Genomic DNA, 20,509 nt, shown 5'->3' with positions numbered 1-20,509 from the left:
TTTCAGGTGTTAGTTGATACGCGGATGTTGCTCGACCAGGTTCTTGCGCTTGGCCTCCAGTTCGGCAATTTCGGCATCGATGTCTTCGATCTTCTGCTCGATATTGTCGTGATGCTCCTGCAGCAGTTCCTTGGCTTCTTCCATGTCCGAAGCGGCCGGCGCTGCGCCACGCAGTGGCTTGTTGGCGGTTTCCTTCATGGTCAGGCCGGTGATCAGGCCGACCACGGCAAACACCATCAGGTAGTAAGCAGGCATAAACAGATCGTTGGTGCTTTCCACCAACCAGGCTACTGCGGTCGGGGTCACGCCAGCGATCAGCACCGACACGTTGAATGCACTGGCCAACGCGCTGTAGCGCAGGTGAGTCGGGAACATTGCGGGCAGCGTCGAGGCCATCACGCCGATGAAGAAGTTGAGGATCACGGCGAGGATCAGCAAGCCCGCGAAGATCAGGCCGATCTTGCCGCTGGTGATCAACATGAACGCCGGGATGGACAGGAACAACAGGCCGATACTGCCGGCGATGATGAAGGGCTTGCGGCCGATCTTGTCACTTATGAAACCAATGAACGGCTGCACGAACAGCATGCCGACCATGATCGCGATGATGATCAGCACGCCGCTGTTTTCTTTGTAGTGCAGGTTGTGCGACAGGTAGCTCGGCATGTAGGTGAGCAACATGTAGTAGGTCACGTTGGTCGCCGCCACGATGCCGATGCAGGTCAGCAGGCTGCGCCAGTGCTTGGTCGCCACTTCCTTGAACGAGACTTTGGGGCCGTGGGTCAAGCCTTCGCGGTCGCCTTGCTCCATTTTGTCCATGTGCTGCTGGAAGGCTGGGGTCTCTTCCAGCGCATGACGCAGGTACAGGCCGATAATGCCCAGGGGCAGGGCAAGGAAGAACGGCAGGCGCCAGCCCCATGACTCAAAGTCAGCTTCGCCCAATATGCTTGAGATCAGCACGACAACGCCCGCGCCCAGCACGAAACCGGCGATGGATCCGAAGTCCAGCCAACTGCCGAGGAAGCCACGCTTGCGGTCCGGGGCATACTCGGCGACGAAGATCGAGGCGCCGGTGTATTCACCACCCACCGAGAAGCCCTGGGCCATTTTGCACAGCAACAGCAAAATCGGCGCCCAGATACCGATGGAGGCGTAGGAGGGGATCAGGCCGATGGCAAAGGTGCTCAGGGACATGATCACGATGGTCGCGGCGAGGACCTTTTGCCGTCCGTATTTATCGCCCAGGGCGCCGAAGAACAGGCCACCCAGGGGACGGATCAGGAACGGCACCGAGAACGTGCCGAGTGCAGCGATCATTTGTACGCTGGGTGAGGCGTCGGGGAAGAACACTTTGCCGAGCACATAGGCGACGAAGCCGTAGACGCCAAAATCGAACCATTCCATGGCGTTACCCAGGGCAGCGGCGGTGATTGCCTTGCGCACCTTGGTGTCGTCGACGATGGTGATGTCTTTCAATCCGATGGGCTTGACGCTTTTCTTACGTAATTTCATGCGGGACACTCTAAAGCAGAACAGGGGAGGTGCCATCGTTGCGATGGCACCGCTCTGTCAGTTCAGATACAAGCGGACATGAAATAATTCACCACTATTTTGCTTTTTTTGCATTCTTTGTGGTGAGCAGGCTTAGTGGTGATCGGGCTTGCTGTGGTGAGCGGGCTTGCCCCGCGCTGGGCTGCGAAGCGGCCCTAAAACCAAGCACCGCATTTTTGTCTGAAGAAATGCGGTGATTACATTGGGGTGGCTGCGCCACCCAGCGCGGGGCAAGCCCGCTCACTACAACTAAAGGAGAGGAATCCGAATGCCTGCTGCCGCTTCGCGCCTGACCTACCGTCGCCCACAACCCGGTGACGTGCAGCGATTGTTCGCGATCTACGGGGATCCGCAGACCAACCTGTTCAACCCCGCCGGCCCCATGGCCAGCCTGGAGGTTGCACAACGCCTGCTCGATCACTGGCTCAAACAGTGGGCTACCCAAGGCTACGGCTGGTGGGCGATTGCACGCGTCGAAGCGCCGGATCACATCATCGGCTTTGGTGGAATCGCGCCAATGGATTACCTGACCGAAAGACGCATCAACCTGGGTTACCGGTTTGCGGCGCAAGCCTGGGGGCAGGGCTACGCCACCGAGTTGGGCCGTGATGCATTAAAGCTGGCCTTCGAAACACTTGGATTGCCCGAAGTGTTCGGGTTGGTACGTCCGGATCACGCGGCATCCATCCGTGTACTGGAAAAGATCGGCATGCAGCCTTTCGGTACGCTCGATGATGTGCCGGGCAAGGCACCCAGCCTGGTACTACGCGCTCGTCATCCTACAACTGCTTTTGCCTGACATTTCACATACCCGCGCAATACCTCGATAAACGGCAATCTTTCAGATTGACAGCGTTCAGGCGTCCCGATATAAAAGTCGCAGTTGTACGACGACATATGACGTTACATGTGTCCTACCTAACAAAAATAAAAAGTGATGCCATGAACTTGAACGAGCCCATCAACGCTCACCGCGTTGGCCAAGCTGTAGGCAACTATCGCTGGACCATCTGCGCGATGCTGTTCTTCGCGACTACCGTCAACTACCTCGACCGCCAGGTGCTCAGTCTCTTGGCCCCTCAGTTGTCCACGCAATTTGGCTGGAGTAACACCGATTACGCCAATATCGCGGCGGTGTTCCAGTTTGTCTACGCGATCTCCATGCTGTTTGCCGGGCGTTTTGTCGACAAGATCGGCACCAAGGCGGCTTATGTGGTGGCAATCGGTATCTGGTCCACGGGCGCCGTCATGCATGCGTTCTCGGTGCCGATGGGCGAGGGCATCGCTGCCATCAGCGGGGCGATAGGCCTGGCGGTGATCCCGGTGTCGATTGCGGGCTTCATGCTGTCCCGTGCGGTGCTGGCGATTGGCGAGGCGGGCAACTTCCCGATTGCGATCAAAGCCACCGCCGAGTACTTCCCCAAGAAAGAACGCTCGCTGGCCACCGGCATCTTCAACTCCGGCGCCAACGTGGGCGCGATCCTGGCGCCGATTTGCGTGCCGTTGATCGCTGGTCTCTGGGGCTGGGAAGCCGCGTTCATCGTGATTGGCGCGTTGGGTTTTGTGTGGGTGGCGGTGTGGATCGCGCTCTACCAAAAGCCGGATGAACAGAAGCGCCTGTCGGCGGCGGAGCTGGCTTACATCCGCAGCGACCAGACCGTGCAACCCTTCACCCCGTCACCGGCCGGCGCCGTGGAGAAGAAAGTTTCGTGGTTCAAGCTGCTCACTTATCGCCAGACCTGGGCCTTTGCCTTCGGCAAGTTCATGACCGATGGCGTGTGGTGGTTCTTCCTGTTCTGGTTGCCCACCTACCTGTCGGCGCAGTACGGCATGAAAGGCGCCGATATCGTGATGCCGCTGGCGGTGCTGTACAGCATGACCATGGTCGGCAGTATCGGCGGCGGCTGGTTCCCGAGCTACTTCATGGCACGCGGCGATGCGCCCTACGATGGCCGCATGAAAGCCATGTTGGTGATCGCGCTGTTCCCGCTGGTGGTGTTGCTGGCGCAGCCATTGGGCTATATCAGCTTCTGGGTGCCGGTATTGCTGATTGGCGTGGGCGCCTCGGCGCACCAGGCGTGGTCATGCAACATCTTCACCACGGTGTCGGACATGTTCCCGCAGAAAACCGTGGCCTCGGTGGTCGGTATCGGCGGCATGGCCGGCGGCCTGGGTGGCGTGGTAATGACCAAGATCGGCGGTTGGGTGTTCGACTACTACAAGTCCGTCGGCGACATCCATACCGGCTACATGATCATGTTCGCCATCTGCGCACTGGCCTACCTGGTGGCCTGGAGCGTGATGAAGACGCTGGTGCCACGTCACAAGGAAATCACTGACCTGTAAGGTCTTATGTCCCGCGCCGCAACGGCGCGGGACCACTTTACAGCGTGAGCGCCCAGGTCTGGCTGACCAGGGATTTGCCGAAGCTGTCTATCGTTTCTTCCTCGACCAACGCGAACCCGGCCTTCTGATACAGCTTGCGTGCATCGCCGAGGACGTCCACCGTCCACAGTTGCATGCGTTGGTAGCCGACCTGCCGGGCAAAGCGCACACACTCATCCACCAGCCGTTGGCCGATGCCCATGCCGCGCGCACTGGCGTCCACGTAGAGCATGCGCAGTTGGGCTGTGGTTTCGCCGTGGCGGATAACGAACACCGAACCCACCACTTCGCCGTCCTTTTCCGCGATCCAGCAACGCTCGCAGGTTGGATCAAATGCCCTCAGGTACTTGGCGACCGTCTCCGCCACTAATGCTTCGAACTCCCAGTTCCAACCATATTCACGGGCATACAATGCGGTCTGTTGTTGCACCACCACGCCCATGTCGCCGGGTTGCGGATCGCGTAGCAGATAGCTGGGCGCCGTACCTTGCAGCAGGGCCTGGATGCGCTTCATGGCGTCGGTGAGTTGCCGCTGTTGGGCTTCCGGCAGGTTGTCGAGCAGGGCGATGACTTCGCTTTGGGTCTGCTGTTCCAGCGGCGCCAGCACCGCACGGCCGTGGTCGGTGAGGTGCAGTTGCACCGCTCGGGCATCGGTGGCGGAGCGGACTTTCTGGATCAGGCCCTTCTTTTCGAAACCACTGGTCAATCGGCTCAGGTAACCCGCGTCGAGGCTGAGCATCTGGCACAGGTCGGCGCTGGTGAGATCACCACGGGTGGACAATTCGTACATCACGCGGATTTCGGTGAGCGAATAGTCGCTCTGCAGCAGATGTTCCTGCAGCACGCCGATCTGGTGGGTGTAGAAGCGATTGAAGCCGCGCACGATGCCGGCGCGTTCGACAAGCAGGGGAGTGGACATGCGGGAATGCTCGAATGGTTGCCTGAAGCAATTATATTGTTGCTTAAGGCAACCATGTCAAACACTTTGCTTAGCGGTTACGCGTCACCCGCCAAAGGGTGTTGGCCAAGTCATCGGCAATGATCAGCGCACCTTTGGGGTCCACCGTCACACCGACGGGGCGGCCACGGGTCTTGCCGTCGTCTCCGCGAAAGCCGGTGGCAAAGTCGATCGGTTCGCCGGACGGCTTGCCGTTGCTGAACGGCACGAAGATCACTTTGTAGCCCACCGGGTTGTCGCGGTTCCAACTGCCGTGCTCACCGACAAACACGCCGTCAGCGAACTGCTCGCCCATTTGCGGGATGGAGAAGTCCACGCCGAGCGCTGCCACATGGGAGCCCAGGCTGTAATCCGGCTTGATCGCGGCGGCGACCTTGGCCGGGTTCTGCGGCTGGGCACGTGGGTCGACATTCTGGCCCCAGTAGCTGTAGGGCCAGCCATAGAACGCGCCTTCACGCACCGAGGTCAGGTAGTCCGGCACCAAGTCGGGGCCCAGTTCGTCGCGTTCGTTGACCACGGTCCAGAGTTGCCCGGTGTCCGGCTGGATCGTCAGTGCCGTCGGGTTGCGCAGGCCTGTTGCATAAGGCTTGTGCGCGCCAGTGGCGGCGTCGATCTGCCAGACCATTGCGCGATCGATCTCCACTTCCATGCCACGTTCGGTAACGTTGCTGTTGGAGCCGATACCCACGTAAAGCTGACTGCCATCTGCACTCACCGCCAGGGATTTTGTCCAGTGGTGGTTGATCTGCGCCGGCAGGTCGGTGACCTTGGTGGGCGGGCCAGATGCCTTGGTCTGGCCGTCGGCGTAGTCGAAACTCACCAGCGCATCCTGGTTGGCCACGTAGAGCTTGCCGTTGGCAAACGCCAGGCCGTACGGCGCGTTGAGGTTTTCGGCGAACACGGTCTTGAGTTCATAGGTGCCGTCACCGTCGGCGTCACGCAGCAAGGTCAGGCGGTTGCCGCCTTTGACCTTGGTGTTGCCTTCGGCCTTGATCAGGCTGGCGATCACATCCTTGGGCTTGAGCTTGGCCGCACTGCCGCCACGGCCTTCAGCGACGAGGATGTCGCCGTTGGGAAGCACCAGGGTCTGGCGCGGTATGGCCAGGTCGGTGGCGATAGCGGTCACGCTGTAGCCTTCCGGGACCTTGGGTTTTTGCTCGCCCCACGGCACTGGTTCGGCAATCTTCATGCTCGGCAGCAGGCTGCTTTGCTGCTCCGGCAGTTTGGGGTCAGGGCCGCGGGCCTGGGTCTTGTCGCCTTCGCCACCGCAGGCGGTCAGCAACAGGGCGGCGCTCAACAGGGTCAGGGTGCTGGACGTTTTCATTTGGCATCTCCCGAACGCAGGTCAGACAGGCCGATCCACGCAGCCACCAGTGCCAGCAGCGTAACGATCACCGACAGCACCAGGCCGGCGGGCATCATGGCGTATGCATCCTTGGCATGCTGGAAAGCATTGATCAAACCCAGTACCCAGGCCGCCAGCAGCAACAGGAAGTAAGTGGCAGGTCGTCCGGATTTGCGCCGCGCACGAAGCAGGTTGACCAGCGCGAACAACAGCGCGAACCCACTGAACACCAAGGCGCCGGCAATCAGCCAGGAAGCGAAGTTGGCCCATTGAATCTGGTAGGTCTGGCCGTAGGCAACGTCGCTGAGCAGGGCACCCAGAAACAACGGTACGCTGCCAGCCAGCAAGAGTGCATGCAGCGGGCCTGGCCGTGTTGCGTAGTAGGCGGGGGGGGTAGTCATGGGGGGCGGCTCCTTATCGTTCAGCGCTCCTGGATTCAGGGCGCAATGACTTCGCATAGGAAAGGAGCGTGGCGTTCGCGGGAAAGTTCACTGGGGTTTCATGTCCAGATGTTTTTCAAACCATTGGGCATAAGGCGTATTGGCAACCTGACAGCGATTGAAGTCCGGGCTTCCATCGCTCCACCAGACGGGGCCGCGTTCGCCAAGGTCGACCTTGGCACCGTGCACCTGGTGTCGCGCCACCCTCAGTTGTTGCGGGTCACCCGAGGCCTTGGCCGCCTTGACGGCACGGCGCGCGTCCATCAATGCATTGACCAGGCGCTGGCGGGTGTCTTCGTCCAGCGCCGGGTTGGTGCAGCGCCAGAGTTGGCCCTTGACCACAAAGTAGCGCCCATCCGGCGTGCTAATCATGGTGCCAGCGTACCACCCGCAGTACGCCCCACATCATCGAAAACACAATCGCCATCCATCCGGCAAACAGGCTGAAGAGTGTCATTGCAAGGTTCATAGCCACCTCCGTTGCGTTGTCGTCTCGCTGTTGTCCTTATAGGTGACTGCCTGCGAAAACCAGGATTCAACTTATTTTCCAGAGTGAACCCCTGGCGGTGTTACCCACCTAAGCTCTTATAATTCCCACGATTGTTCACCTCCAGGCCTCTCCATGACCCACCCTCGAATCGGCTTCGCGTGCCAGTACAAGCACCCCGAACGCCTGCTGTCGGCCAGCGCCTTGAAGTTGATCGAAGGCCCCTTCAACCCGCGCACCACCACGTTGCGCTGGATGGACAGTGTCACGCCCCAAGTGGCCCGCGACAAATTGGTGGAGGTGGTCACCCACAACCTGGCGGCTCAATTGCGCCTGTTGGCGTATGTCGCCGAATTGCCGCCAACCTTGCGCATGCTGCGCCTGAGCAGCGATCTGTTGCCGTTCTACAGCCATCCGAAAATCGCCGCGGTGTACAAGGACCCGGCCATCGAGCATCAGTTGGTCGAGGGGTTTGCCGCGATCGGTGACTTGGCGCGCGCTGCGGATATTCGCCTGTCGTTCCACCCCGGCCAGTACTGTGTGCTGGGTTCGGAGAACCCTGGCGTGGTGGAAAACAGCCTGGCCGAATTCGAATACCACGCCGACATGATCCGCATGATGGGCTACGGCCGACGCTTCCAGGACCTCAAGTGCAACGTGCATATCGCCGGTCGCCTTGGTGTGGCGGGTACCCGCGCGGTGTGGGCGCGCCTGTCGGAAGTGGCGCGCAACTGCATTACCTTCGAGAACGACGAGAAGACCTACGGCCTGGACCACTGCCTGCAAGTCGCGGACCTGGCGCCAGTGGTGCTGGACATCCACCACTGCTGGATCAATGAAAACGACTACATCGACCCCCACTCGGAACGGGTCGCCCGTGTGATCGAAAGCTGGCGCGGCGTTCGCCCGACCATGCACTACTCCCAACCGCAGGAGAGCCTGCAGGAACTGGGGTTCGACGCCGAGCACAAGCTGGAAATGGACGCGCTGTTGCAGGTGGTTTCCAAGCGCGACCTCTACGCCCACAGCGCGCAAATGTGGAACCGCTGGACCAACGATTACGCGCTGCAGTTTCTCGACCGCTTCGACATCATGCTTGAAGCCAAGGACAAGAACGTCGCGGCCCTCGCGTTCTACGCGCACTGGCAGCGGCGCGTTGTGTGATCAACCCCCAGCGTGCATGCTGGCTGGCCTCACATAAGGAACCTTGCCATGCCAACCCTGCATTTGCTCTGCGGCAAGATCGCCTCCGGCAAGTCCACGCTCGCAAAGACCCTGGCCACCGAGCACGCGGCCATTGTACTCAGCGAAGACCACTGGCTTGCCACGCTTTACCCCGGTGAAATCCGCTCCATTGCCGACTACATCCGTTGTGCCCAGCGAATACGCGGCGTACTGGGCCCATTGGTGATCAATGTGCTGCAGTCGGGTACCAACGTGGTGCTGGATTTCCCTGCCAACACCTTGGCTAACCGCGAATGGCTGCTGGGCTTGGCACAGGTCGCCAAGGTCCGGCACTGCCTGCATTACCTTGAACTGGACGACGCCACCTGCCGGGCCCGGCTGCACGCGCGCAATGCCCAGGGTGAGCATGACTTCGCCGCCACTGATGCCGAGTTCGATCTGATTACCCGCCATTTCTGCGTGCCGACTGAAGCAGAAGGCATGGTGATCGAGAGGCATCGCCCATGAGTGCATCGCAACCCATGGGTGTGGACGCCGAGGGTTTTATCCTCACGGTTCCCGACGCCCCCGTGCAGCGTGAGTTTCAGCCTTTGCTCGAGGATGCCTGCGGCCTGCTCTCGCAGCCAGGCTTGGGGGTTGACGGCATTTATGTCTATGGCAGTGTTGCACGCGGCGATGCGCTGCCGGGTGTATCCGATCTTGATCTCACGTTGGTGCTGAGCGAGCCGCCTACCGCTGCGAGCCTGGAGCGGTTGGAACGGATTCGGTGCGACCTGGCGCTGCGGCACCCGTCAGTCACCAAGGTCGATTTCGATATCGGCAGCCGCGCGCAGGTACTGGCTGTTGAGAATAAACATCGTTGGGGGTTCTGGCTCAAGCACCATTGCCGGTGCGTATGGGGCAATGATCTGGCGGTGCAGTTCGAGCGGTTTCGGCCATCACTGGACATCGCCTTGGCTGTGAATGGTGACTTTGAAGCGGTGCTGAGCGCCTACCTCAGCCGCATTGCGCGTGCCGACACCGAACACGAGCGGCTTCGCCTGCAGCGCGAAGCGTCACGCAAGCTGATCAGGGCGACCCAGATAGTGTGCGGGGTAGAGGGGGCGACTTGGCCGCAGACATTGGAGGAGTATGTGGCGCTGTTCGTGCAGAGGTATCCGATGCGGGTGACGCAGGTGGCGTTTTTTCTGTTTGAGGCTCGAAACCCGGGTGCTGACAGTGAAAGGTTCTTGGCCCGGCTTCAAGCGTTTCTGGGGTGGATGGTTTTACAGCGAAGTCATACGGCCGTTCCTCTGTAGGAGCTGGCTTGCCAGCGATGGCGACCTAACAGCCGACCACAATCTAACTGTCCCCCCGCGATTCAAAACTGTGGGAGCTGGCTTGCCTGCGAAGACGGCCTAACAGCCGACCACGCTCTGACTGTTGCCCCGCGATTCAAAACTGTGGGAGCTGGCTTGCCCGCGAAGACGGCCTGACAGCCGACCAGAATGTTGGATCAGACTAGGTACATATCCGTTATTTAGGTAACGGCTGCTAATGGTTCCGCCCTTACGGCGGCTCACTTTGGAAAAGCCCCAAAGTAAGCAAAAGGCTCTTGCCCCAACACTCGGCACCTCGCCTAGGCTCGGTGTGCCCGTAATCCGCCAGGTATTTGGGGGGCCGCCGCCACGCGCCATCCATGGCGCGGGGCGGCTAAACCGGCATCCCTGCCGGTTTACCCCCCAAATCCCTGTCGAATTCCGGCCAGCGTGTTTGACGGGGCGCCTAAGATCAAGAGCAAGAGCAAGAGCAAGAGCAAGAGCAAGAGCAAGAGCAAGAGCAAGAGCAAGAGCAAGAGCAAGAGCAAGAGCAAGAGCAAGAGCAAGAGCAAGAGCAAGAGCAAGAGCAAGAGCAAGAGCAAGAGCGGCTCGCTTCGCATCGTGGATAGCGTGGGGGGGATAGTACCTGGGGATGTCGCAGCCGCCGCTGAGCGAGCAGATCCAGGTGCTGGAGCAGGCGCTCGAGGTCACGCTGTTCGAGCGTTCGCGGCGGGGGGAAGCAGGGAATATCGACCTGGCCTTTGCCCGGCTGGACGGCGACCCGGGCCCGACGGTTCAGTCGCTGCCGTTGCGGGAAGACCGCTTGATGGTGGCTTTGCCCAGCCACCATGCTTTGGCCGCGCGTACGCGCACCAGCCTGTCGAGCTTGGCCAGCGCGCTGTATTCGGCGAGCCTGCGCCATAAGGTACGGGCGGGCGCCGTGCGCTGAATCTTCCAGTCGATGGTCGAGCTTTCCGATAACGCCGACCTGATGGGCAAGTTCCTGGGCTGCCCTGCCCGAAGCTGTTCATGTACGGCGAGCAGAACGCCGGGCTGTCCTACCTGCCGCACATCCAGGCCCACGGCGTGCGGCTGGCGCCGATTGTCGAGTGCGGGCGCTTCCCGATGTATTCCAACCCTGGCGCGATGTGGCAGCAAATCGCTGACTTTCTCAGGACTTGAATCGCCCCACCAAGCCATTTAGCTCATCCGATAAATTCGACAACCGCCCAGAGTCGTCCTGCGCCGAGTTGGCCAGGCTTTCCACCAGCCGCGCCTCGTCGTAGATCTGCTGGATATGCCGGTTGATCTCCTCGGCCACGCTGTGTTGTTCCTCGGCGGCGGCGGAGATCTGCAGGTTCTGGTCGCGGATTTCGTTGACCGACGTCTGGATGCCTTCAAAGCTGTCCCGCGCGCTTTCGATGGACGACACGCTGGCCCGCGACAAGTCCAGGCAACTACCCATCTTCTGGGTGACTTCCTGGGTCTTGTTTTCCAGGGTGCCGAGCAGTTGCTCGATCTCACCGGTGGAGTCGGACGTGCGCTTGGCCAGGGCACGCACTTCATCGGCCACCACCGCGAAGCCACGGCCCTGGTCACCGGCGCGGGCGGCTTCGATGGCGGCGTTGAGCGCCAACAAGTTGGTCTGTTCGGCAATCGCACGGATGGTGCCGAGGATCTGGTTGATGCTGCGGCTGCCGGCTTCCAGTTCGACCATGGCCTGGGATGACTCGGTCAGGCGGCGCCCCAGGCGGTTGACGTTGTCGGTGGTGACTTCGATCTGCTGCTTGCCCTCGGCCACACGCCGGTGCCCGTTCTCGGCGGATTCCGCCGCGCCACTGCAGGAGCGTGCGACTTCGTTGGCCGTGGCGACCATTTCGTTGAACGCCGTAGAGACAAGTTCTACCGCCTCACGCTGGCGCCCGGCCGCCTCGTTCATGTTGTGCGCCACCTCGCTGTTGACCTTGGAGGCGTTCTGCAAATTGGCCGAGGCGGCGCCGATGTGTTGGATCAGTTGGCGGATCGCCGCGAGAAACTTGTTGAACCAGCCGGCCAGTTCGGCGGTTTCATCCTTGCCCTGGACCTGCAGTTCGTGGCGCAAGTCGCCTTCGCCCTGGGCGATGGACTGCAAGCCGGTACTGACCTGGCCGATGGGTTTGACGATGACCTTGGAAAACGCTGCCGCGATCAGCCCGAAGATCAGCACCAGCACCGCGACGATGATGGCGGTGAGGTAGGTCATGCGCGTGGCTTCGGCCATGACTTCACGGTGTTCGATCAGCCCGATGTAGCGCCAGCCGAGGCCGGGGGAGGTCCATACGTTGGCCATGTAGCGCACGCCATCGATCACCACTTCAGTGGAGCCCTGTGCGGTGTCCGCCAACTGTGCATAGGCTGTGCCCAGGTCTTTGAGCGGCTTGAAGTTGTGGGCGGCGTTGCGCGGGTCGACCAGCACCACGCCGTCCTCAATCAGCATCACGTAGCCGCTTTCGCCCAGTTTGATGCTCTTGAGCAGTTCGGTGAGGTTTTTCAGTGAGACGCTGACCACGAAGACGCCCTTGGCCTTGCCGTTTTCCAGCAGGGCGCGCGCGGTACCCACCAGGGCGACGTCATCTTTGTCGTAGTAATACGCGGGGGTGCGCACGGTCTTGCCGGGGCTGGCCATGGCCGCCTTGTACCAGGGGCGGGTGCGCGGGTCGTACTTGGCCAGTTGCGGGTCATCCGGCCATTTGGCGTAGGTGCCGTCTTCCAGGCCGATGGACAGGATGGCCGCCGCCGGGTGTGTGGCGCCAAAGCGCGCGAAGCGGTCGATCACCGCTTGCGCCTCGGCGGGCATGGGCTGGCTGGCCGCGTCGGCAGGCTGGTAGTTCTTCAGCGTGTTCACTGAGGTGTATACAGGATCAGTGGCCATTTGATCGACATTTTGCAGCGTACCGTCGAAGAACTGGCGGATATTGCCGTCGATCTGACGGATTTCCCGGGTGCTGCCGTCGATAAACTGATCCACCGCCTGGGTCCGCGTGTTCATGACCGAAATCACGGCCACCAGGCTTACCGGGATGAAAGCAACGGAGACAAATGCGAGTACCAGCTTATTTTTTATTTTCATCGAGACGACCATCAGCGTGAAGGGCGGCCAAATCGTCGCGCACCTCGATCAGGATTACGGCGATTTGCTATCACTGATGTTTCGGCTCGGCCCCGGTAAATCTTTAGGGTTTTTTGTACACAATACAAAGTGCTTATTGTTCTGTATCCAATCAATACACATCACGCAGATAACGCTTCTGCTCACTTAACTGCCGCCAGTACTCCACGGCACCCTCGAGGCCAAGCCCGCCGTGGGTTTGCGCGACTTGGCGCAGGGCCTGGTCGACATCTTTGGCCATGTGGCTAGCGTCACCGCAGATGTACAGCTTGGCGCCATCCTGCAACCAGCGCCACAGCTCGGCCCCCTGTTCGCGGATGCGGTCCTGCACGTAGACCTTTTGCGCCTGGTCGCGCGAGAACGCCAGGCTCAAGTGGTTGAGCAGGCCGTCGCGCTGCATGCCTTGCAGTTCGTCCTGATAGTAGAAATCGCTGGCGGCGTGCTGTTCGCCGAAGAACAGCCAGTTGCGCCCCTGATGACCCAGCGCGCGACGTTCCTGCAAGAACGCGCGAAAGGGCGCGATACCGGTGCCGGGTCCGATCATGATCATGGGTACGTCGCCGTCAGTGGGCGTGCGAAAGTGCTTGGACGGCTGCACGAACAGCGGCACTTCGCCGTCGCCGACCCGGTCAGCCAGGAACGTCGAGGACACACCCTTGCGCTTGCCATAGCGCACGGCAGCCACGGTGAGATGCACTTCCTGCGGATAGGCCTTGGCACTCGAAGCGATTGAATACAAGCGTGGTTGCAAGCGCTTGAGGGTGCCCAGTAATTCATCCGCCGAGCACTCGATGGGGTATGCCTGCAGCACATCCGCCAGTTGCCGGCCCCACAGCCAGTCATTCAGTTCGGCCTTGTGTTCGGGGTTGAGCAAGTGCTTGAGGCCAGGGTTGGCGCTGCGCTCGGCGATGAAGGCCAAGGTGTCGCTGCTGGGCCGGGCGATTTCGAAGTGTTGGGTCAAGGCCTGTTGCAGCGGCACATCGCCGAAGGTCTCGATGTTCACGCTGGTATGGGCGTTCAGGCGGGTGAGGTCGAGCAGTTCGTTGACCAGTTCGGGGCAGTTGCGCGGCCGTACGCCCAGCGCATCGCCGGCTTCGTAGGTCAGCCCGGAGCCGGCCAGGTCGAGGGCGAACTGACGGGTTTCCTTGTGGGGACTTAGCGGGTTCAGGTGACGGTTGAGCAGCAGGCGTGAGCCGTACAATTTGGTTTTACCGGCGGGGGTGGCGGGCGCGACGGGCTTTGTCGGGGCGAGGGTTTGCTGGAAACGCACCAGCCACGCATCGGCCAACGCTTCGAATTCGGTGTCGCAGTCGACGCGTTCCAGCAGGCGGGTGGCGCCCAGTTCCAACAGGCGTTGGTCGAGTTGCTTGCCGTGGTTGCAGAACTGGTCATAGTTCGGATCACCCAGGGCCAGCACTGCAAAGCGCAAGGACTCCAGGCGCGTCTCGGCAGTGCTGAGGCTGTGCCAGAAACCTTCGCCATTGTCCGGTGGGTCGCCGTCGCCAAAGGTGCTGCTGATCAGCGCCAGGGTGTGGATGCTTGCCAGTTTGCTCGCCGGGAAATCCGACATCGCGCTCAGTTCCACGGCAATGCCCGCGTCACGCAGCCGTTTGGCAAAACGCTCGGCCAAAGCTTCGGCGTTGCCGGTTTGCGAGGCCCACAACAAGGTGACGGCTGGGGAGGGCGCTGCGAGGGATTGCGTATGGCTGAACAAACCGCCGAGCAAGCCGTTCAGCCACAGCCGCGCGGCATCGGCCAGCGGTGCATTGGCGGGCATGGTCGGCACGCCGACCGCCTGGCGCGCGGCGTTGGACTGCAGGCCGCTGAGAAAGCCGGCGAGGTAGGTGCGCTCATTCTCGCTCAAGGGGGGCGCGGGTAGGTTGCGGATGCCGGCGATTTCGGCGAAGGCGTCGAGGCGCGACATGGCGGTGTCCTCTGCTACGGGGGAAGGGCGGTCCAGGAATTGGTGTTCGATCAGCTCGACGCGGGCCAGGGCGACGGCGCAGTACTTGAACTCCGGCTGTAAGGAAATCGGGTCCACCGCGTCGTTGGTCACCGCGTTGATTGCCAGGTTTTCACCGAATACATCGTTCCAGTGGAACGGCGCAAAACAATTGCCTGGCCGCACACGGTCGGTGACCACGGCGGGCAGCACGGCGCGGCCGCGCTGGGAGCGTATCTCGACTCGATCCTTGTCCTTGATACCCAATCGGCTCGCGTCTTCGGGGTGTAATTCCACAAAGGGGCCGGGGTTGAGTTTATTCAGGGTTGCAACCTTGCCGGTCTTGGTCAGGGTGTGCCATTGGTGCTGCACGCGGCCGGTGTTAAGCACGAAGGGGAATGCGTCTTCCGGCATTTCTGCGGGTGGCATATGGGGGCGGGCGAAGAACTGGGCTTTGCCGTTTTCGGTGGCGAAGGCGAGGGTGCCTGTGTCCAGGTAGCGGATCGGGTTGCGGTCCGCGCCATCCTCCGCCGCGCAAGGCCATTGCAGCGGCTTCTCACGCAGGCGCGGGTAGCTCGCACCACGCAGGTCGTAGCCGGTCTTGGGGTTCCAGGCGCGTTTGATTTCTTCAAACACGTCGGCGGCGGATGCATAGGTGAACGCATCGGCAAAGCCCATTTCGCAAGCGACCCTGGCAATGATCTGCCAGTCGGGCAGGGTCTCGCCGGGCGCATCCACGGCCTTTTGCATCAGGGTCAGGTTGCGCTCGGAGTTGATCATCACCCCTTCGGCCTCGGCCCACAGCGCGCCGGGCAACAGGATGTCGGCGTAGCGGTTGGTCTCGGTGTCGAGAAAAGCATCCTGGGTGATCACCAGTTCGGCGGTTTGCAGGCCTTCGATCACGGTCTGCCGGTTAGGCACGCTGGCGACCGGGTTGGTGCAGATGATCCAGCAGGCCTTGATCTGCCCGGCGGCCATCTGTTCGAACATCGCCACGGTGCCGCTGCCAGCCTGGCGCGGCAGGCTGTCGTGGGGGATCTGCCACAGGTCTTCGATAAAGGCGCGGTCGGCCTCGACCAGCACCGAACGTTGCCCCGGCAGTCCAGGGCCCATGTAACCCATTTCGCGCCCGCCCATGGCGTTGGGTTGACCCGTGAGGGAAAACGGCCCGCTGCCCGGACGGCAGATGGCACCAGTGGCCAGGTGCAGGTTGCACAGCGCGTTGGTGTGCCAGGTGCCGTGGGTGCTCTGGTTGAGGCCCATGGTCCAGCAGCTCATCCACTCGGCGGCCTGGCCGATCCAGTCGGCGGCTTGGCGGATATCGGCTTCGGCCAGGCCGGTGATGGCGGCGACTTGATCTGGCGAATAGTCCTCCAGGAATTCCGGCAGCGCCTCCCAGCCTTCGGTAAAGGTGGCGATAAAGGCAGGGTCGGTGTGGCCGTTTTTGACCAGCAGATGCAGCAGACCATTGAGCAACGCCAGGTCGGTGCCGGGTTTGATCGGCAGGAACAGGTGGGCCTTGTCTGCCGTGGCACTGCGCCGTGGGTCGACCACGATCAGCTTCGCCCCGGCCTTGACCCGGTCCATCATGCGCAAGAACAGGATCGGGTGACAGTCAGCCATGTTCGCGCCGATCACGAAGAACAGGTCGGCGCGATCGAAGTCTTCATATGACCCCGGCGGGCCGTCGGAGCCAAGGGAGAGTTTGTAGCCACTGCCGGCGCTGGCCATGCACAGCCGCGAGTTGGACTCGATGTTGGCGGTGCGGACGAAGCCCTTGGCCAATTTGTTGAGCAGGTACTGGGACTCCAGCGACATCTGCCCTGACACGTAGAATGCCAAGGCGTCCGGGCCGTGCGTGTCGAGGGTGTGACGCAGGCGGTGCGCGGTTTCGCGGATGGCGTTGTCCATGCCGATGCGCACCGGGTCATGCTCCCGCGCCTGGCGTACATAGGCGTTTTCCATGCGCCCGGACTCGGCGATGGCTTGCCCGCAGGTGGTGCCCTTGGTGCACAGGCGGCCAAAGTTGGTGGGGTGGGCCTTATCGCCGATCACCTTGACCACTTTGTTGTCTTGCACCTGCATGACGATGCCACAGCCCACGCCACAATAGGGACACACACTGCGTATGCTTTGGTTGGCCATCTGAAACCTGCGTAAACAAAAAAGGCGCCTTGCAACCCTCCGTTCAGAACGGGGATTACACGGCGCCTTTGTCGTGAGAGGGCAGTCAGCGTTGACTGCTTGGTTGGGGTGTTCCTAGCAAGTCACGCGCCAGGTTTTTGAACTGCCCCTTGATACCGAGGCGCCGTCGGCGCGGGGCAAGCCCGCTCACCACAGAAAACCATTCATTCATGGCGAGTCATGCACTTTTATGACGCGAGATGCACCAGTTGGAGGCGCTGGAGGTGGTGCTTGGCATCGCCGACTCCCCTGTTGAGCCGTGAACACAGGCCTTGCATCCGCTTGGCACAGACCCTGCAAGCTCCCCCTCAACCCACTTCGGTCAACGACGATCGACACCAGGGGCAATAGCGGAGAATCCGGCGCAGTCGCCCGATCCGAACCCGCATAAGAACAGGCAAAGACGCCTGGAACCGCAAGGTTTCAGGCGTTTTTTTTTGCTTTTTTAAAACCGTGATGAGCTTTGTCGGGTGCTTACTATGAACCATCTCAAAACCTTGATCGTCGTCGGCAATGGCATGGTCGGCCACCACTGTGTGGCGCAATTGATCGAGCGCGGCGCGCTGGATCACTACCGTTTGCATGTGTTCAGCGAAGAGCCGATGCGCGCCTATGACCGGGTGCACCTGTCCGAGTATTTCACTGGCCGCGACGCCGAGTCGCTGGCCTTGTCCGACGCCTCGCTGTACCAGACGCCGGGTGTCACCCTGCATCTCGGCGTACCGGTGCTGGAGATCGACCGCGCCCGCTGCGAGGTGATCACCGCTGACGGCTGCGTCGCCTATGACAAGCTGGTGTTGGCCACCGGCTCCTATCCGTTTGTGCCGCCTATCGAAGGCGCCGAAGGCGATTCACGGCTGGTGTATCGCACCCTTGAAGACCTGGACGCGATTCGCAAGGCAGCCGCCAATGCACGACGCGGCGTGGTGGTGGGCGGCGGCCTGTTGGGCCTGGAAGCCGCCAATGCCCTGAAAAGCCTCGGCCTTGAGGCCCATGTGGTGGAGTTCGCGCCGCGCTTGATGCCGGTGCAACTCGACGACTTTGGCGGCCTGGCACTCAAGGCGCAGATCGAACGGCTGGGCGTGGGCGTGCATTTGTCGCGCGCCACCCAATCCATCAGCGCGGGTGAGCAGTACCGCTACCGCATGAATTTTGCCAATGACGAGTTCCTTGAAACCGACCTGATCGTATTCTCCGCCGGTATCCGCGCCCAGGATGCACTGGCCCGCCAGGCCGGCCTGGACATCGGCCCGCGTGGCGGAGTGGTGATCAATGACGAATGCCTGAGCATCGACCCGAACATCTACGCGATTGGCGAATGCGCGTCCTGGAACGGCAGCCTGTTCGGCCTGGTCGCGCCGGGCTATCAGATGGCCCGTGGCGTTGCCGCACTGCTGTGCGCGCAAACCGCCGAGCCGTTTGTGGGTGCCGACATGTCGACCAAACTCAAGTTGCTCGGCGTCGACGTGGGCTCCATCGGCGACGCCCATGCCCACACGCCGGGCGCGCGCAGCTACCAGTTCATCGACGAAGCCAGCGCCAGCTACCGGCGCCTGGTGGTGGATGCGTCGGGCAAACATGTGATCGGCGCGGTGTTGGTGGGCGACAACAGCTACTACGACACCCTGCTGCAATACATGCAAAACAGCATCGCGCTGCCGTCCGAGCCGGCCAGCCTGATCCTGCCGTCGTCCAACGGCGCACCGACCCTCGGCCCCGGTGCGCTGCCGGAATCGGCCACCGTCTGCTCCTGCCACAACGTGACCAAGGGCGCGATTTGCTCGGCCATCGACGGCGGCTGCAGCGACCTCGGCCTGCTCAAAGCCCAGACCAAGGCCTGCACCGGTTGCGGCGGCTGCGCCGGTTTGCTGAAGCAGGTGTTCGAACATGAACTGATCGCCCGTGGCGTCAGCGTCGACAAGAGCCTGTGCGAACACTTCGCCTACACCCGGCAGGAGTTGTACGCCCTGGTACGCGTGGAAGGCATCCTCACCTTTGACGAACTGCTGGCCAAACACGGCCGTGGTCACACCGGCTGCGACGTGTGCAAGCCGGCGGTGGGCTCGATCCTGGCGTCGTGCTGGAACCAGCCGATCATGGATGCGTCCCTGGTGCCGTTGCAGGACACCAACGATACGTTCATGGCCAACATGCAGAAAAACGGCACCTACTCGGTGGTGCCGCGTATTCCAGGCGGCGAAATCACCGCGGATAAACTCATCGTGATTGGCGAGGTCGCGAAGAAATATGACCTCTATACCAAAATCACCGGCGGCCAGCGCATCGACCTGTTTGGTGCACAACTGCACGAACTGCCGGATATCTGGAGCGAACTGATCGCCGCCGGGTTTGAAACCGGGCACGCCTACGGCAAATCCACGCGTACGGTGAAGTCCTGCGTGGGCAGCACCTGGTGCCGTTACGGCGTGCAGGACAGCGTGAAAATGGCGCTGTTGATCGAGGACCGTTACAAGGGCCTGCGCTCGCCGCACAAGCTCAAATTCGCAGTGTCCGGCTGTACCCGCGAATGCGCCGAAGCCCAGAGCAAAGACGTCGGCGTGATCGCCACCGAGAAGGGCTGGAACCTCTACATCGCCGGCAACGGCGGCATGCGCCCACGCCATGCGGAGCTGTTCGCCACCGACCTGGATGACGCCACGCTGATCCGCTACATCGACCGCTTCCTGATGTTCTACATCCGCACCGCCGACAAGCTGCAACGCACCTCGGTCTGGCGCGAAAGCCTCGAAGGCGGCCTGGATTTCCTCAAGGACGTGATCCTGCACGACAGCCTGGGCCTCGGCGCAGAGCTGGAAGCGCAGATGCAGCTGGTGGTCGACCGCTACGAATGCGAATGGGCCAACGCCCTCGCAGACCCGGAAAAACTCAAGCGCTTCCGCACCTTCGTCAACGACAAACGCCCCGACCCGGACATCCACTTCGTCCAGGAGCGCGGCCAACGCCGGCCGATCATGGCCGCCGAACTCAACCTGATTCCCGTCACCGAGGAGATTGCCTGATGAGCCAAGCCAACCCGCAACGCAACCTGACCACCTGGAAAGGTGTGTGCAGCGAGACCGACCTGGTGAGCAATTCCGGCGTGGTGGTGTGGCTGGACGGCGCGCAAGTGGCGCTGTTCTACCTGCCGGGTGCGCAGGACCAGACGTTGTTCGCCATCGACAACCATGACCCGGAATCCGGCGCGAATGTGATCGGACGCGGCTTGATCGGCAGTATCAAGGGCGACCTGGTGGTGGCGGCGCCGATCTACAAGCAGCATTACCGGCTCGAGGACGGGCAGTGCCTGGAAGCGCCTGATCAGAGGCTGCGGGTTTGGCCGGTGCGGTTGAACGCTGGGGTGGTGGAATTGGCATTGGATTGATGCTGTGTGCAGGGTCTTGCGTCGAGCCGACTTACTGCGGTGAGCGGGCTTGCTTGTGGTGAGCGGGCTTGCCCCGCGCTGGGGTGCGAAGCAGCCCTAGAACCAAACCCCGCGGTTTGTCTGAATAAACACGGTGATCTTACTGGGGCTGCTTCGCACCCCAGCGCGGGGCAAGCCCGCTCACTACAACAAGCCCGCCAGTTG

General features: G+C 61.6%; 15 protein-coding genes and 2 pseudogenes. 9 read left to right on the top strand and 8 right to left on the bottom strand.

What is annotated here, in order from left to right; genetic code table 11:
* Positions 1-9: 9 nt before the first annotated feature.
* Positions 10-1,512: a glycine betaine/L-proline transporter ProP gene (proP, locus tag RB216_RS15260; protein WP_038849597.1), complete on the bottom strand. Its 1,503-nt coding sequence runs from the start codon at positions 1,510-1,512 to the stop codon at positions 10-12.
* 307 nt (positions 1,513-1,819) lie between these two features.
* On the opposite strand from proP, the gene RB216_RS15255 reads away from it, so the two are divergent.
* Positions 1,820-2,350 carry a GNAT family N-acetyltransferase gene (locus RB216_RS15255; protein WP_308907497.1) on the top strand — a complete coding sequence of 177 codons (531 nt, stop codon included), beginning with the start codon at positions 1,820-1,822 and terminating at the stop codon, positions 2,348-2,350.
* Between the two features lie 143 nt (positions 2,351-2,493).
* A complete protein-coding gene (locus tag RB216_RS15250; protein WP_308907496.1) occupies positions 2,494-3,897 on the top strand; it encodes an MFS transporter in 1,404 nt (467 codons plus the stop codon).
* A 37-nt stretch (positions 3,898-3,934) separates the two neighbouring features.
* Here the strand turns inward: RB216_RS15250 and RB216_RS15245 are convergent, their stop codons facing one another.
* The 4 genes from RB216_RS15245 to RB216_RS15230 form a co-directional block, all read right to left on the bottom strand.
* Positions 3,935-4,855: a bifunctional helix-turn-helix transcriptional regulator/GNAT family N-acetyltransferase gene (locus RB216_RS15245; protein ID WP_308907495.1), complete on the bottom strand. Its 921-nt coding sequence runs from the start codon at positions 4,853-4,855 to the stop codon at positions 3,935-3,937.
* Positions 4,856-4,925: 70 nt separating this feature from the next.
* The gene (locus RB216_RS15240; protein ID WP_028616344.1) at positions 4,926-6,218 is read right to left on the bottom strand and encodes a PQQ-dependent sugar dehydrogenase; all 1,293 of its coding nucleotides are present in this window, start codon (positions 6,216-6,218) and stop codon (positions 4,926-4,928) included.
* Positions 6,215-6,640: a DUF2231 domain-containing protein gene (locus tag RB216_RS15235; protein ID WP_068932854.1), complete on the bottom strand. Its 426-nt coding sequence runs from the start codon at positions 6,638-6,640 to the stop codon at positions 6,215-6,217. The genes RB216_RS15240 and RB216_RS15235 overlap by 4 nt, the downstream gene beginning before the upstream one ends.
* Positions 6,641-6,727: 87 nt before the next feature.
* Entirely contained in the window at positions 6,728-7,051 is a 324-nt protein-coding gene (locus RB216_RS15230; RefSeq protein ID WP_028616342.1) for a hypothetical protein, read from the bottom strand.
* 250 nt (positions 7,052-7,301) lie between these two features.
* Here RB216_RS15230 and RB216_RS15225 point away from each other — a divergent pair, with 250 nt between their 5' ends.
* The 5 genes and pseudogenes from RB216_RS15225 (at position 7,302) to RB216_RS15205 (ending at position 10,831) form a co-directional block, all read left to right on the top strand.
* A complete protein-coding gene (locus RB216_RS15225; protein ID WP_028616341.1) occupies positions 7,302-8,330 on the top strand; it encodes a UV damage endonuclease UvsE in 1,029 nt (342 codons plus the stop codon).
* A 48-nt stretch (positions 8,331-8,378) separates the two neighbouring features.
* Complete coding sequence (locus RB216_RS15220) at positions 8,379-8,858, top strand: P-loop nucleotide/nucleoside kinase family protein (protein WP_308907494.1); 480 nt, start codon at positions 8,379-8,381, stop codon at positions 8,856-8,858.
* On the top strand, positions 8,855-9,649 hold the full coding sequence (locus RB216_RS15215; protein ID WP_028616339.1) for a nucleotidyltransferase domain-containing protein: 795 nt from the start codon (positions 8,855-8,857) through the stop codon (positions 9,647-9,649). Before RB216_RS15220 ends, RB216_RS15215 begins: the two co-directional genes overlap by 4 nt.
* Positions 9,650-10,295: 646 nt before the next feature.
* Positions 10,296-10,544, top strand: a pseudogene (locus tag RB216_RS15210) (helix-turn-helix domain-containing protein); the annotation flags it as partial.
* 134 nt (positions 10,545-10,678) lie between these two features.
* Positions 10,679-10,831 carry a hypothetical protein gene (locus tag RB216_RS15205; protein ID WP_162531429.1) on the top strand — a complete coding sequence of 51 codons (153 nt, stop codon included), beginning with the start codon at positions 10,679-10,681 and terminating at the stop codon, positions 10,829-10,831.
* On the opposite strand, the gene RB216_RS29875 is transcribed toward RB216_RS15205, so the two are convergent.
* The 3 genes and pseudogenes from RB216_RS29875 to RB216_RS15195 all read right to left on the bottom strand — a co-directional run bounded on the left by RB216_RS29875 (position 10,821) and on the right by RB216_RS15195 (position 16,884).
* Complete coding sequence (locus RB216_RS29875; RefSeq protein ID WP_371857077.1) at positions 10,821-11,588, bottom strand: methyl-accepting chemotaxis protein; 768 nt, start codon at positions 11,586-11,588, stop codon at positions 10,821-10,823. The genes RB216_RS15205 and RB216_RS29875 overlap by 11 nt on opposite strands.
* A gap of 87 nt (positions 11,589-11,675) precedes the next feature.
* Positions 11,676-12,677, bottom strand: a pseudogene (locus RB216_RS29870) (cache domain-containing protein); the annotation flags it as partial.
* Positions 12,678-12,909: 232 nt separating this feature from the next.
* Positions 12,910-16,884 (bottom strand): bifunctional nitrate reductase/sulfite reductase flavoprotein subunit alpha, encoded by a 3,975-nt coding sequence (locus RB216_RS15195; RefSeq protein WP_308907493.1) that lies wholly within the window; start codon positions 16,882-16,884, stop codon positions 12,910-12,912.
* A 518-nt stretch (positions 16,885-17,402) separates the two neighbouring features.
* On the opposite strand from RB216_RS15195, the gene nirB reads away from it, so the two are divergent.
* Both nirB and nirD read left to right on the top strand, forming a co-directional pair.
* Positions 17,403-19,943: a nitrite reductase large subunit NirB gene (gene nirB, locus RB216_RS15190; RefSeq protein ID WP_028616335.1), complete on the top strand. Its 2,541-nt coding sequence runs from the start codon at positions 17,403-17,405 to the stop codon at positions 19,941-19,943.
* Positions 19,943-20,305 (top strand): nitrite reductase small subunit NirD, encoded by a 363-nt coding sequence (nirD, locus tag RB216_RS15185; protein ID WP_028616334.1) that lies wholly within the window; start codon positions 19,943-19,945, stop codon positions 20,303-20,305. The genes nirB and nirD overlap by 1 nt, the downstream gene beginning before the upstream one ends.
* Positions 20,306-20,509: the final 204 nt, after the last annotated feature.

It is taken from the genome of Pseudomonas canadensis (genome assembly GCF_030980095.1).
Classification (GTDB): Bacteria; Pseudomonadota; Gammaproteobacteria; order Pseudomonadales; family Pseudomonadaceae; genus Aquipseudomonas; species Aquipseudomonas canadensis.
The sequence above is the reverse complement of the archived record's forward strand: the minus strand, read 5'-3'. Positions and strand labels throughout refer to the sequence as shown.